The following is a 13,053-nucleotide window of genomic DNA, read 5'->3' on the forward strand; positions in this document are numbered from 1 at the left end:
GACATCCTATCTACTGTGTTCGACTGCGCTCGTTTAACAAGAACAATAATCGGAGACATCCCCATGTCGAGCATTCATTCGGCCGAGGGCAGTGCTGCCACACCCTCTCAAGGCCGTGTAACACGGCTGATCAAACTGCTGGGCCCAGGCATCATCGCGGTGCTGTCCTGGCTTGGCGCAGGTGATCTGATAACCTCATCCGTGGCCGGCGCCAACTACGGTTACGCCATGATGTGGGTACTGGCCGTTTCGCTGCTGCTCAGATACCTGATCGTCAACATCATCGCCCGCTTCCAGCTGTGCAATAACCAAGGCATGACCATCCTTCAGGGGTATGCGCAACTGCACCCCGTATTTGCCTGGTTCATGCTGGCCTATGCACTGCTGATGGGCCACCTGATGAACGCCTACATGATCAAGGGCGCCGGCGAAGCCTTGGCGATGCTGTTGCGCATCGACTATCCGCTGCTGTGCTCGATGGCTGTGGTGCTGGCTGTGTGGATGCTGGTCGGGCGCAACATCTACGCAATGATCGAAGGCGTGATGAAGGTCCTGCTCGCCGTGATGACGCTGGCGTTTCTGGCACTGGCCGTGATGTCTGGCCCGGATGTGGCCGGTATCGTCAAAGGTACGATCGGCTTCAGCATCCCGGCTGACGAAGGCGTGCACGGGGCGCTGCTAGTGGCGGTCTCGGTGATCGGCGCGGTGGCAGGCTCGGTGGCCAACTTCGTGCACCCGTACGTGATGCGCCAGAAGGGCTGGGTAGGCCCGCAACACAAACGCATCCAACGCAACGACCTGCTATTCGCGGTGTTCGTCGGTATCGTCATCAACCTGGCCATCTGGATCGTCGGCGCAGAAATCCTGCGGCCAAACGGCATCGAAGTGAAAACCCTCGGCGACCTTGGCAAGGCGCTGGAAATCTTCTTCGGCCCGATCGGCTGGTACATCTTCTTCATCGGCGTGTTCGCTACGCTGTTTGCCAGCATCTCCGGCAAGACCACGGCCTTCCCGATGCTGATTACCGATGCCTTCCAGCATGTACAGCCGCAGCGGCGCGAGCGTTACGGCAAAGAGTTCCACAAAGACCCGATGCACAAGTGGTTCATGCTGTTCATTCTGGTCACGCCGCTGATCTGGTCGATCCCGGGCATGCCCGACTTCGTGACCCTGACCATTGGCGTCAGTGCGTTGAACATCATCGGCTTGCCCGTCATTTCGCTGGGCTTGCTGATCATGTCCAACCAAAAGTCGCTGCTCAGCAAGGAATACCGCAACAACCTGTTCGAAAACATCGCGCTGGCATTCGCGACCGGGCTGGCGTTGTGGGTGGCCTTCCAGTTGGGTGTGGATCTGCTCGGCCTGGGCTGAGCCCCTTGCACCATCGCTGGCGGGCCGGCGATGGTGCACTGAAGGTTAACGCTGCCTGTTCTTGGCGATCTCGATATCGTTCATCAGCGCTTTGGCCATCAGGCTGTCGGACTGGACGGTGAAGAATGGAGTAGCGACGGGTTTACGGCTAGGTGGATCCGGTACGATCTTCTTCATGGCTTGTAACCTTTGTTCGGCTTAAGGAAACAGCCACCTGAATCTTTCTCACAGATTAAGGGTGGCAGCCATACGTGGGGTGAGAAAACCGAGGAGAAATTGGCAAAGACTCGGCCAGGCGAAAGCCCGCCCACGTACGGCCGCCATAACGACGATGCCTTGTATCAGTCGGGTTCTCACACCCGGTCACCGAAGTGACCCGAAAACGTTATCCCTGAGGCATTTCCCCGACAACAGCGATACTTCAGCAGCGCTCGCAGGATAATTCCCAAAAGGTCGATGCTGAAGCATTTGGTTTCAGGCTCAGAAATGTCTTACGGCTATTGGTCCTTTCGCAGGAAGCCTCGCCACGAGGTCGACCCGGACTGTCACATCAATCGGGACAATGTTTCTTGCCGCAGGCAGATTGTCTGAACCATCCGCAATCCTCAGAATTGCCCGCCACACTGTTCTAACGCTGCCCCGGCAGCTCATGGAGTTCGAGCCAATGCCACACGAAGGCAGCCTTCTGCAAACCGCGGTGATCTTCCTGCTCGCCGCCGTCCTCGCCGTACCCTTGGCCAAACGCCTGCAACTGGGCGCCGTTATCGGCTACCTGCTGGCTGGCGTGGCCATCGGCCCACAGGCCCTGGGCCTGATCCGCGACACCGAAAGCGTGGCGCACATTTCCGAGCTGGGCGTGGTCCTGCTGCTGTTCATCATCGGCCTGGAACTGTCGCCCAAGCGCCTGTGGCTGATGCGTAAGTCAGTGTTCGGCGTCGGTACTGCACAGGTGCTGCTGACCGGCGCACTCATCGGCGCCATCGCCCTGTTCGGCTTCGGCCAGTCACTCTCTGCCGCCATCGTGGTAGGCCTTGGCCTGGCCCTTTCGTCCACCGCCCTGGGCCTGCAGAGCCTGGCCGAGAGCAAGCAGCTCAACGCCCCTCACGGCCGCCTGGCATTCGCCATCTTGCTGTTCCAGGACATAGCCGCGATCCCGCTGATCGCCCTGGTGCCACTGCTGGCCGCCAGCGGCCCGGACACCAGCCACGGTGACAGCCTGCAAAATGGCCTGAACGTCTTCGCCAGCATCGCTGTGGTGATCGTCGGCGGGCGCTACCTACTGCGCCCGGTGTTCCGCATCGTGGCCCGCACCGGCATACCGGAAGTGTCCACCGCCACCGCGCTGCTGGTAGTGATCGGCACCGCCTGGCTGATGGAGGAAGCAGGCATTTCCATGGCCCTGGGCGCCTTCCTCGCGGGCCTGCTGCTGGCCGACTCGGAATACCGGCATGAGCTGGAATCGCAGATCGAACCGTTCAAAGGCCTGCTGCTGGGGCTGTTTTTCATGAGTGTCGGCATGGGCGCAAACCTGAGCCTGCTGCTGGAAATGCCGCTGGTGCTGCTGGGCCTGACACTGTTGTTGGTGACGGTCAAACTGGTACTGCTGATCGGCATCGGCCGTCTGGCCGGTGGCCTGCACAGCGCCAGCGCACTGCGCCTGGGGATGGTACTGGCCACCGGTGGTGAGTTCGCCTTCGTGGTGTTCAAGCTGGGAAAGGACCAGGGCCTGTTCGACACCCAGACCTACGACCTGCTGCTGATGACCATCACCCTGTCGATGGCCATCACCCCGCTGCTGATGCTCGGCTGCGCCCGCGCCCTCAAGCGCACGCAACCTGCCCGCGAAGTACCCGAGCAATACAAGGCCATCGATGCCGGTGCCCCACGCGTGGTGATTGTCGGCATGGGCCGCATGGGGCAGATCGTCTCGCGGATCCTGCGGGCGCAGAAAATCCCCTTCGTCGCCCTGGAAACCTCGGTGGACGCCATCGAGATGACCCGCATGCTCGAACAGGCCCCGGTGTTCTACGGCGACCCGCAGCGCCCCGAGGTGCTGCATGCAGCCAAGGTCGGCGAGGCGGAGTATTTCGTCATCACCATCGACGACCCGGAAGTGACCACACGCACTGCAGAGCGGGTCAAGCGCCTGTACCCACACCTTAAAGTACTGGCACGCGCGCGTAACCGGCAGCATGTGCACAAGCTGGTAGACGTGGGCGCAGAGCCGATTCGCGAGACGTTCTATTCGAGCCTGGAAATGACCCGCCGGGCGCTGGTCGGGTTAGGGCTGAGCAGTGAACAGGCGGCGGACCGCATCGATCGGTTTGCCCAGCATGACGAAGAAGTGCTGGAGGCGCAGGGGCAGGTGCGTGATGACCGGGCCAAGGTGATGCAGACGGCCAAGGAAGCGCGGGTGGAGTTGGAGCGATTGTTTGATTCGGATGCGGATTAAGCTTCAGGCAAATTTCCGGATTGGCCAGCCTGTTCTCAAGGGCAACTGATTTCGCGCTCCGGCAAAAGCGATAGACTGCGAAAATTGCCCTTAGCGTTCCGCCTGGAGAACGATCATTGGAAGACCTCAACTCCCTCTACTACTTCACCCAAGTGGTCGAGCACGGCGGCTTCGCCCCGGCCGGGCGGGCGCTGGACATGCCCAAGTCGAAACTCAGCCGCCGCATCGCCGACCTTGAGGACCGCCTGGGCGTGCGCCTGCTGCACCGCACCAGCCGGCACTGTTCGCTCACCGAGATCGGCCAGGCCTACTACAACCGTTGCCTGGCCATGCGCGTAGAGGCCGAGGGCGCGGCAGAAATCATCGAGCGCAACCGCAGCGAACCGCGCGGGCTGGTGCGCATCAGTTGCCCGACTACCCTGCTCAACTCCTGGGTCGGGCCAATGCTCACCCGCTACATGCTCAAGTATCCGCAGGTAGAGCTGTTCATCGAGAGCACCAACCGCCGCGTCGACCTGCTGCACGAAGGCTTCGACGTAGCGCTGCGCGTGCGCTTCCCGCCGCTGGAAAACACCGACATGGTGATGAAAGTGCTGAGCAACAGCACCCAGTGCCTGGTGGGGCACCCGCAGTATCTGGAGCACTTGCCCAAGGGCTTCGACCCGCAGTTGCTCGGCACGCTGCCCAGCGTGCATTGGGGTAGCGCCCAGCGCGAGTACCAGTGGGAGCTGTTCCAGGGCGAGGACATGAGCCGCAGTATCGTGATCCCGCACACACCGCGCATGGTCACCGATGACCTGTTTGCCCTGCGCCATTTCGTGGTGGCCGGAGTTGGTATCGCGCACCTGCCACGGGTGGCGGTGCGCGAAGACCTGGCCGAAGGCCGTTTGGTGGAGCTGTTGCCGCAGTGGCACCCTCGCTGCGGCATCGTGCACGCCATCTTCCCTTCGCGGCGTGGGTTGCTGCCGTCGGTGCGGTCGCTGATCGATCACTTGGCGGAGGAATTCGCGTTCAGCGACATGGCCTAGACCAGTAGCAGCGATAGGGTCTCTAGCCGTAAGACATTTCTGAACTTGAAAGCAAATGCTTCAGCATCGACCTGCTTGGGAATTATCCTACGAGCGCTGCTGAAGTATCGCTGTTGTCGGGGAAATGCCTCAGGGATAACGTTTTCGGGTCGCTCAGGCGACCGGGTGTGAGAAACCCGACCGATAAAACAGCAGCACCGTAATGGTTGCCGTACGTGGGCGGGCTTCGGCTCGGCCGGGTTTTTGCCGTTTTTTCCTCGGTTTTCTCACCCTGCGTACGGCTGCCACCCACAATCTGTGAGAAAGATTCAAGTGGTAGTTCCCATTTTGAAAAAATAGGAATTACATCATGAAAAAGATCGTACCTGACCCACACAGCCGTAAACCCGTCACTACCCCATTCTTCACCGTCCAGTCCGACATGTACCCGCCCGACGCCCTGGCCCATGCCAGCGAGCTGTTGCGCGGCGTCATCGAAACCATCGACGAACACTGCTGGCGGCAGCCGACTATCTGAGCCTGTTGGCCAAAGCGCTGATGGACGATATCGAGATCGCCAAGAACAGACAGCGTTGATACCCGTCAGGTAAGCGATTGCGGGCCGCTTTGCGGCCCATCGCCGGCAAGCCAGCTCCTACAGGTCCTGTGGGAGAACAGTGTGTGGCGGGCAATTCTGGGGATTGCGGCTGCCTAAGACAATCGTGCAAGGACCAATAGCCGTAAGACATTTCTGAACCTGAAATCAAATGCTTCAGCATCGACCTGCTTGGGAATTATCCTACGAGCGCTGCTGAAGTATCGCTGTTGTCGGGGAAATGCCTCAGGGATAACGTTTTCGGGTCACTTCGGTGACCGGGTGTGAGAACCCGACTGATACAAGGCATCGTCGTTATGGCGGCCGTGCGCGGGCAGGCTTACGCCTGGCCGAGTTTTGCCTTTGTTCCTCGGTTTCTCACCCTGCGTACGGCTGCCACCCACAATCCGTGAGAAAGATTCAGGTGGCGGTTTCCATAAGCCGAACAAAGGTTACAAGCCATGAAGAAGATCGTACCCGATCCACCCAGCCGTAAACCCGTCACTACCCCATTCTTCACCGTCCAGTCCGACATGTACCCGCCCGACGCCCTGGCCCATGCCAGCGAGCTGTTGCGCGGCGTCATCGAAACCATCGACGAACACTGCCGCGCCCGCGCAGGCGAACCTGGCCTGAACATGCTGAGCAATGCCATGCATGCCAGCGAGATCGCCCATTCGCTGGTCGAGCACGTGCACGCTCGGCTGTTTGGCCAACGGGCCGAGGAGTGAAGCCATGACAGACGAACCCAAGGTCCTGACCACCGTTGGCGTGGCGACTTTCCTCGATGTGGGTAACCCGCCGGTTGATCTGCTGCGTGTGCAGCCCGGCATTCCCATAGACGATGCCTACGAACAGGTGTCCGTGCTGCTCAGCTACATCAAGCACCTGGTGCGTGAAGGCGACATGGAGGATGACCACAAGCTGCTGGCAGCAGCCGACTATCTGAGCCTGTTGGCCAAAGCGCTGATGGACGATATCGAGATCGCCAAGAACAGACAGCGTTGATACCCGTCAGGTAAGCGATTGGAGGCCGCTTTGCGGCTCATCGCCGGCAAGCCAGCTCCTACAGGCCCTGTGGGAGTCGGCTTGCCGGCGATGGGCTGCGTAGCAGCCCTGATAACTAACTGACTGGCATTACCGCAGAGCGCCCTTTCTTACATCAGCTCAAAACGCAAAGCACGAACACCCCAAGGCTCCCCAGAAGCCCTGGAAGTCATTCACCGGCACACTCGAATGCCGCGCCTTTTCATGGCTGTGCGCATGCACCCCGCAAGGCCCGCTGCACTGGTGCACCGTTGCAGCCAGTGATGGCGTACCCACGCGCCAGTGCCCAGGCACCTTGGCCACCGGCGACCACTCCGGCAGCACCGGCACCTGTGGCGGGCCAAGCCTGTCGAATTCGCCAGCGCCGTACACCACCTTGCCGTCAACGATAGTCAGTACCGACTCGATGCCCTTGATCGCCTCTTCATCAACGCTGAAGAAGTCCAGCGACAGGGCCGCCAGGTCCGCCAGCTGGCCAACCTTGATCTGGCCTTTCTTGCCCTGCTCACTGGAGAACCAGGCGCTGCCCTGGGTGAACAGTTGCAGTGCGGTGTCGCGGCTCAGCCCTTCCGGGTACAGCTCCATACCGCCTACGGTCTTGCCGCTGACCAACCAGTACAGCGAAGTCCACGGGTTGTAGCTGGAGACCCGGGTGGCGTCGGTACCGGCGCCCACAGGCACACCCATTTCGAGCATGCGCTTGATCGGCGGGGTCTGCTCGGCGGCCTTCGCACCATAGCGATCGACGAAGTACTCACCCTGGAAGGCCATACGGTCCTGGATGGCAATACCACCGCCCAACGCACGCACGCGCTCGATGTTCTGCGGGGTAATGGTCTCGGCGTGGTCGAAGAACCATGGCAGCCCGTTGAAAGGGATGTCGCGGTTGACCTTCTCGAACACGTCGAGCATGCGCGTGATCGATTCGTTGTACGTAGCGTGCAGGCGGAACGGCCAGCGCTGCTCGACCAGGTGGCGCACCACCGGTTCCAGCTCTTCTTCCATGGTTTGCGGCAGGTCCGGCCGCGGTTCGAGGAAGTCCTCGAAGTCGGCTGCGGAGAACACCAGCATCTCACCGGCGCCGTTATGGCGCAGGAAGTCGGTGCCGCTGTGCAGCTTGACGCTGGAGGTCCACTTCCTGAAGTCGTCCAGCTCTTCCTTGGGCTTTTGGGTGAACAGGTTGTAGGCGATGCGCACGGTCAGCTGGTTATTGTCGGCCAGCTCCTGAATCACCGAGTAGTCGTCAGGGAAGTTCTGGTAGCCGCCACCTGCGTCAATGGCGCTGGTCAGGCCCAGGCGGTTGAGCTCACGCATGAACTGGCGGGTCGAGTTGACCTGGTATTCCAGCGGCAGCTTCGGCCCTTTGGCCAAGGTTGCGTAAAGGATCATCGCGTTGGGGCGGGCGATGAGCATGCCGGTCGGGTTGCCGAACTTGTCGCGCTGAATTTCACCGCCCGGCGGGTTTGGCGTGTCCTTGCTGTAGCCCACGGCCTTGAGCGCGGCGCGGTTGAGCAGTGCGCGGTCGTACAGGTGCAGCAGGAACACCGGGGTCTCGGGGGCAGCCTGGTTGATTTCTTCCAGGGTGGGCATGCGTTTTTCGGCGAACTGGAATTCGTTCCAGCCACCGACCACGCGCACCCATTGCGGGGTTGGCGTACGCGCCGCCTGGTCCTTGAGCATGCGCAGGGCATCGGCCACCGACGGCACACCTTCCCAGCGCAGTTCAAGGTTGTAGTTCAGGCCGCCGCGGATCAGGTGCAGGTGCGAGTCGTTCAGGCCCGGGATAACCGTGCGCTGCTTCAGGTCGATGATCTGCGTGGCAGCACCCTTGTGGGCCATGGCCTCGGCGTCGTTGCCCACGGCAATGAAGCGGCCATCCTTGATGGCGACGGCGGTGGCTGTGGGCTTTTCACGGTCGACTGTATGCAGCTTGCCGTTGAACAGGATCAGGTCGGCGGTCATGGAACCTCCTTGGATGGATGCGTGGGCGGAGCCGGCGGCGCCGGTGAAGGGCAATGCGGACCAGAGCGCGCCGGCGGCACCGAGCACGGTACTGGTGGCGAGGAACTGGCGACGGGTCTTGTCGTTGGGGTCCTGGGACATCTTCTTCTCCGTCTGGGTGCGGCGGTGGCTGGGGCAACTGCGGAGCATGCCGGTTCAAGCCTGGCCAGGGATTGCAGGGGTGTGCGGTGGGTTGATGAAGGTTAGCCCTGTTCACATTTTGTGCTGCCGGGGCCGGCGATGGGCCGCAACGCGGCCCCCGCTTATTCAGCGGCTCAGGAACGCCAACAGGTCTTCATTGAGCTGCTGCGCATGGGTCACTGCAAACCCGTGCGGCGCCCCGCTGTACACCTTCAGCTCAGCCCCGCGAATCAACTCCGCAGCCCGCTTTCCGGTGGTCTCGAACGGTACGATCTGATCGTCGTCACCGTGGATCACCAAGGTCGGCACATCGATCTTGGCCATGTCTGGGCGAAAGTCGGTTTCGGAGAACGCACTCACACAATCCAGCGTGCCCTTTATCGAAGCCATCAGGGCAATGTTCAGGGTCTGCGTCTGCACACCCTGAGACACCTGCTGCCCATGGTTCAGCCCATAGAACGGCGTGGCGAAATCGGCGATGAACTGCGCCCGATCCGCCCGCAGTCCAGCCTTAATGCCGTCAAATACCGAGGTATCGACACCGTCCGGGTTGTCGTCACGCTTGCCGAACACCGGCGTCACCGCGCCCAGCAGCACCAAGCCGGCAACGCGTTCGCTACCGTGGCGGGCAATGTAGCGGCTGACATCGCCGCCACCCATGGAGAAGCCCACCAGGGTCACGTCGCGCAGGTCAAGGTGCTCGATCAGCTGGGCGATGTCGTCAGCGAACGTGTCGTAGTCATAACCGTTCCACGGCTGGCTCGAACGGCCGAAACCACGACGGTCGAAGGCAATGGCGCGGTAGCCGCGGCTAGCCAGGTACTCCATCTGCGAGTCCCACATGTCGGCATCCAACGGCCAGCCATGGCTGAACAACACGGGCTTGCCGGTGCCCCAGTCCTTGTAATAGATCGAAGTGCCATCGCGGGTAACGAGCGTAGTCATGTCGGTATCTCCTTGAAAATGTCGAGGTCAAAAATTGATCAGCTGCGCAGCCAGTTGGCGCAGCGACGGGTTACCCACGGCATGATGAAAAACACCACGGGCAGGATGACGAACAGGTTGACGATCAGGTTGCCGGTGATCACCCCGCCCAGTTGTGGGAAGCGTGCGAAAAACGGCGCCAGCAGTTGCGGGATGATCATGGTCATCGGGCAGATCACCAGGTAGGTCAGTAGCGCCTGCTTCCAGCGCGGTGGTTGCGCGGAGGTAGTGCTGGGCGGTGTGAACCAGAACTCCGGGTCTTCGTGCACCTGGGTGTGGTCGCCGCCTTCGAGCAGCGGCAGTACTTCGTTGACCAGCGTCTGGCGCTCGCTGGAGTTGACCCAGGCCTGCAGCAGGCTGGCATCTGCGAAGCGCACCACGGTGGTGAAGTGCAGCCCGCCGTCGTCCGGGCGGATCACATTGACATCCAGGTGCCCCGGCTGCCGCCGTGCGGTGCTGACCGTACGCTTGAGCCAAGCCTCGTAGCTGGCCAGCGCCTGGGCGCGGACCTTGTGCTGGATGACCAGGGTCACCACGTTGCGGTTGTCTTGGAGTGCGGTGTTCATCGGCGTTCCTTGGGATGAGCTTGCCCGCATCCACTGTGCAACAACGGACGGGCGCAGGATTGGATGGGTGTGCTGCCCTGCGCGGGCACCGCTGTCGGTGCCCGGGGCGGTCGGCTTACTTGCCGGCGTTGAAGGCGTTGTAACTGGTCATCAGGTTGCGGTAATCCGGAATGTGGTTGGAGCACAGCGCCGCCAGGCCTTCGACGTCGTTGCGCCAGTCGCGGTGCAGCTCACATGCCACGCCGAACCAGGTCATCAGTTGTGCGCCAGCCTGGCTCATGCGGTCGTGGGCGGCGTCGCGGGTCATGGCATTGAAGGTGCCGGAGGCATCGGTCACCACGAACACCTCGAACTCTTCTTCCAGTGCCGACAGCGCCGGGAACGCCACACACACCTCGGTCACTACACCGGCGATGATCAGCTGCTTCTTGCCGGTGGCCTTCACTGCCTTGACGAAGTCTTCGTTGTCCCAGGCGTTGATCTGGCCAGGGCGGGCGATGTACGGGGCGTCCGGGAACAGTGCTTTGAGTTCTGGTACCAGCGGGCCGTTAGGGCCTTGTTCGAAGCTGGTGGTGAGGATGGTCGGCAGGTTGAAGAACTTGGCCAGGTCAGCCAGGGCCAGCACGTTGTTCTTGAACGCATCCGGCTCGATGTCACGGACCAGGGACAGCAGGCCAGCCTGGTGGTCGACCAGCAGAACAGCGGCGTCGTCTTTGTTCAGGCGGTTGTATTTGAAGTTGGTCATGGTCGTGCTCCTAAGGGTTTTGATGTTCAGTAAGTTGGGTGTTTCGCGTTGATGGGAGAAGATTAAAACCATCACCTTTGGAGCGGTAGATAGTGATTTTTGGCTATAGCGTTCTATTTTGAGAACGATGATCTAGCCGTGGATTTGCCGGCACATTGAAGACGGGTAAGCTCTCGAAGGACTTCCCGAGAGCCGAAGGCGGAGAGTTTTCTCTAGTTTGCGTAGGACGTTTCCCAAAGCATCTTCAAGTGACCTCTAGGCCTATTGCGGGGTGCTAGCTTCCAGGTTTGCCTAGGACCTGGATATGAGTCGCATCAAGATGAATGGCAGAGGCCAAGCACTGGAGGGTGATCGCACCACGACGGGCGCTACCTGCCTTGCCAGCATCGGCAGCTTCCGCGTTGGTGGTCGCCGGGTACTGCGCGAAGGCGACGTGACTACCCCTTGTCCGGCCTGCGACAAGAGCGGCACCATCGTGGAAGGGATGCCAGGGTTCGTGGTTGCTGGCCGGCTGGCCGCAATGGATGGAGCTCGAGTAGCCTGCGGTTGTCCGGATGGATGCCGGGTAATCGCGCCCTTGGGGGATTCCTCCCCGTCCAAGCCAACATCCGTGGCCAGGTCTGCTGAAGCAAGCCCAACACCACATGAAGCGGATTCACTGCCTACTCGCTTCAGACGAAATGTTGCAAGCTCCCCGGTGGATACCTTAGAGCCAGGTTTCTTCATCGTCCCGCGCTGCATGACCTACCAGGAAGTCCTGGTTGAACTCGGCGCTCCGCAGGCCAATCTGCCGCGCTCCCTCCTGGAGCGCCTGAATCCTACCTATCAACAGGGTTTCAAAGCGGGCGAACTATTCATCATTGGCGACGGCCTCAGCCGACCGGTCTGTACGCGCGAAGAGCTGCATGCGATGAGCGCGGCGAAACAGGCGCGGGAGGCGTTGGCAAGCCTGACGCCGGAAGAGGCGGATTTCATGGTGCGGCATCAGGCTGAAATTGCAGGATGGCTCAGTGAAGTGAGCCTCTCAGTCGGAGTGAGCGAAGCGATGATGGCAAAGTCGTTGAGTGACATAAACCACATCTTGCGAAAGATCGAAGAATTGCATCAGCAACAATTTGCCAAGCACGGGCACCTGCGCAGTCGTGAGTTTTTCGCTGAACGTATGAAACTCCTCAAGCAATTAGATACGACCCTGAAAGCGACTGTTCTGAATAAGCGCCTGAACCTTGGCAACTATGAAAGACTGCGTCGGGACTTGGGCATCTCATCAAAAAGCCTGGTTCATCATTGGAGCAAAGCAGGGATACCTGGCCAGATCCCCGGATATTCAACACACCTGGATAAATTGGCGAGCATTTCCAAGTATTTGAAGGCAGGGGGACATATAGGCGTTGCTATTGGAGGTGTTGGCTCGATAGTGAAAATTTCCGATGTATGCCGAGCGGGCGATGCCAGGGCCTGCGAAAAAGTCAAAGTCACAGAGGCAGGGAATTTTTCCGGCGGTTTAGCCGGGGGCTGGGCTGGAGGCCAGGCGGGAATTAGAGCTGCTTTAAAAGTTTGCTGGAGAGTCGGACATCCTAAAGGCGTATTCATATGCGGCATAGCCATGACCGGAGCTGGAGCTTACTACGGCAGCACTAAAGGGATGAAGTATGGCGAGGAACTTGCGGACCTGATCTTCGAGACTTTCCACGATGACTGACACACTCGACGTCAACGTTAGGCTCTTTTTACTGGCATCTCCATTCTGTCTCGGCTTGATCGGGCTTTCATTAGACCTCTATATTGCTTGCAGCCGGGACTTCAAAGTAATGACTTCAGCACTTCAAAGGAGTGATTGTCTACCCTTTGCGAAAGGCCTATGTGGACAGCAAGGCTTAAAATCCAGAGTTCTCATCGTCTCCGCGATATCGAGCGAACTCATGTTCCCTAACGCCAGCATTCGCCGAGGATCACTGGATGCTCAGGACTATCTAGAGTTCCCCAAAGGCCTGAGAACAAGGATGGTCATCGCCGCTTGGTTTAATATAGTTGGCTTCACTTGGCTGATTGTAAATGGCTTCATCCTGTAACCTGTATAAATCGGGAGTGAAAAATATCGAGAACAAGGCAAGCCGTTGTCGAGATCGGTCAACGGCCTGGCA

Annotated in this window: 12 protein-coding genes; 7 read left to right on the forward strand and 5 right to left on the reverse strand. The window is 60.1% G+C overall.

Annotated elements, in window-relative coordinates; all coding sequences use genetic code 11:
• The first annotated feature begins 63 nt into the window (after positions 1-63).
• Positions 64-1,371 carry an Nramp family divalent metal transporter gene (locus tag ACMGGN_RS21310; RefSeq protein ID WP_012312181.1) on the forward strand — a complete coding sequence of 436 codons (1,308 nt, stop codon included), beginning with the start codon at positions 64-66 and terminating at the stop codon, positions 1,369-1,371.
• 45 nt (positions 1,372-1,416) lie between these two features.
• Here ACMGGN_RS21310 and ACMGGN_RS21315 read toward each other — a convergent pair whose 3' ends face one another.
• Positions 1,417-1,548 carry a hypothetical protein gene (locus tag ACMGGN_RS21315; protein WP_256658419.1) on the reverse strand — a complete coding sequence of 44 codons (132 nt, stop codon included), beginning with the start codon at positions 1,546-1,548 and terminating at the stop codon, positions 1,417-1,419.
• 487 nt (positions 1,549-2,035) lie between these two features.
• Between ACMGGN_RS21315 and ACMGGN_RS21320 the strand changes: the two genes are divergently transcribed.
• The 5 genes from ACMGGN_RS21320 (at position 2,036) to ACMGGN_RS21340 (ending at position 6,433) form a co-directional block, all read left to right on the forward strand.
• Positions 2,036-3,823 (forward strand): monovalent cation:proton antiporter-2 (CPA2) family protein, encoded by a 1,788-nt coding sequence (locus ACMGGN_RS21320; protein ID WP_237859735.1) that lies wholly within the window; start codon positions 2,036-2,038, stop codon positions 3,821-3,823.
• A gap of 116 nt (positions 3,824-3,939) precedes the next feature.
• The gene (locus ACMGGN_RS21325; protein ID WP_115273303.1) at positions 3,940-4,851 is read left to right on the forward strand and encodes a LysR substrate-binding domain-containing protein; all 912 of its coding nucleotides are present in this window, start codon (positions 3,940-3,942) and stop codon (positions 4,849-4,851) included.
• Between the two features lie 349 nt (positions 4,852-5,200).
• Positions 5,201-5,368 carry a hypothetical protein gene (locus tag ACMGGN_RS21330; RefSeq protein WP_174140959.1) on the forward strand — a complete coding sequence of 56 codons (168 nt, stop codon included), beginning with the start codon at positions 5,201-5,203 and terminating at the stop codon, positions 5,366-5,368.
• A gap of 518 nt (positions 5,369-5,886) precedes the next feature.
• Positions 5,887-6,156 (forward strand): hypothetical protein, encoded by a 270-nt coding sequence (locus ACMGGN_RS21335; protein WP_251962131.1) that lies wholly within the window; start codon positions 5,887-5,889, stop codon positions 6,154-6,156.
• Positions 6,157-6,160: 4 nt separating this feature from the next.
• Positions 6,161-6,433 (forward strand): DUF3077 domain-containing protein, encoded by a 273-nt coding sequence (locus ACMGGN_RS21340; RefSeq protein WP_251962132.1) that lies wholly within the window; start codon positions 6,161-6,163, stop codon positions 6,431-6,433.
• Between the two features lie 159 nt (positions 6,434-6,592).
• Here ACMGGN_RS21340 and ACMGGN_RS21345 read toward each other — a convergent pair whose 3' ends face one another.
• From ACMGGN_RS21345 to ycaC, 4 genes are all read right to left on the reverse strand, one after another.
• The gene (locus ACMGGN_RS21345) at positions 6,593-8,434 is read right to left on the reverse strand and encodes an amidohydrolase (protein WP_414156848.1); all 1,842 of its coding nucleotides are present in this window, start codon (positions 8,432-8,434) and stop codon (positions 6,593-6,595) included.
• Between the two features lie 306 nt (positions 8,435-8,740).
• Positions 8,741-9,559, reverse strand: a complete 819-nt coding sequence (locus tag ACMGGN_RS21350) for an alpha/beta fold hydrolase (RefSeq protein ID WP_039604835.1) — start codon at positions 9,557-9,559, stop codon at positions 8,741-8,743.
• A 38-nt stretch (positions 9,560-9,597) separates the two neighbouring features.
• Complete coding sequence (locus ACMGGN_RS21355; RefSeq protein ID WP_012312167.1) at positions 9,598-10,164, reverse strand: antibiotic biosynthesis monooxygenase; 567 nt, start codon at positions 10,162-10,164, stop codon at positions 9,598-9,600.
• Between the two features lie 115 nt (positions 10,165-10,279).
• The gene (gene ycaC, locus ACMGGN_RS21360; RefSeq protein WP_012312166.1) at positions 10,280-10,909 is read right to left on the reverse strand and encodes an isochorismate family cysteine hydrolase YcaC; all 630 of its coding nucleotides are present in this window, start codon (positions 10,907-10,909) and stop codon (positions 10,280-10,282) included.
• 304 nt (positions 10,910-11,213) lie between these two features.
• Between ycaC and ACMGGN_RS21365 the strand changes: the two genes are divergently transcribed.
• Positions 11,214-12,611 carry a PAAR domain-containing protein gene (locus tag ACMGGN_RS21365; RefSeq protein ID WP_174141064.1) on the forward strand — a complete coding sequence of 466 codons (1,398 nt, stop codon included), beginning with the start codon at positions 11,214-11,216 and terminating at the stop codon, positions 12,609-12,611.
• The last annotated feature ends 442 nt before the right edge of the window (positions 12,612-13,053 follow it).

The sequence above is a fragment of the Pseudomonas sp. BNK-30 genome (genome assembly GCF_047456185.1).
Classification (GTDB): domain Bacteria; phylum Pseudomonadota; class Gammaproteobacteria; order Pseudomonadales; family Pseudomonadaceae; genus Aquipseudomonas; species Aquipseudomonas putida_E.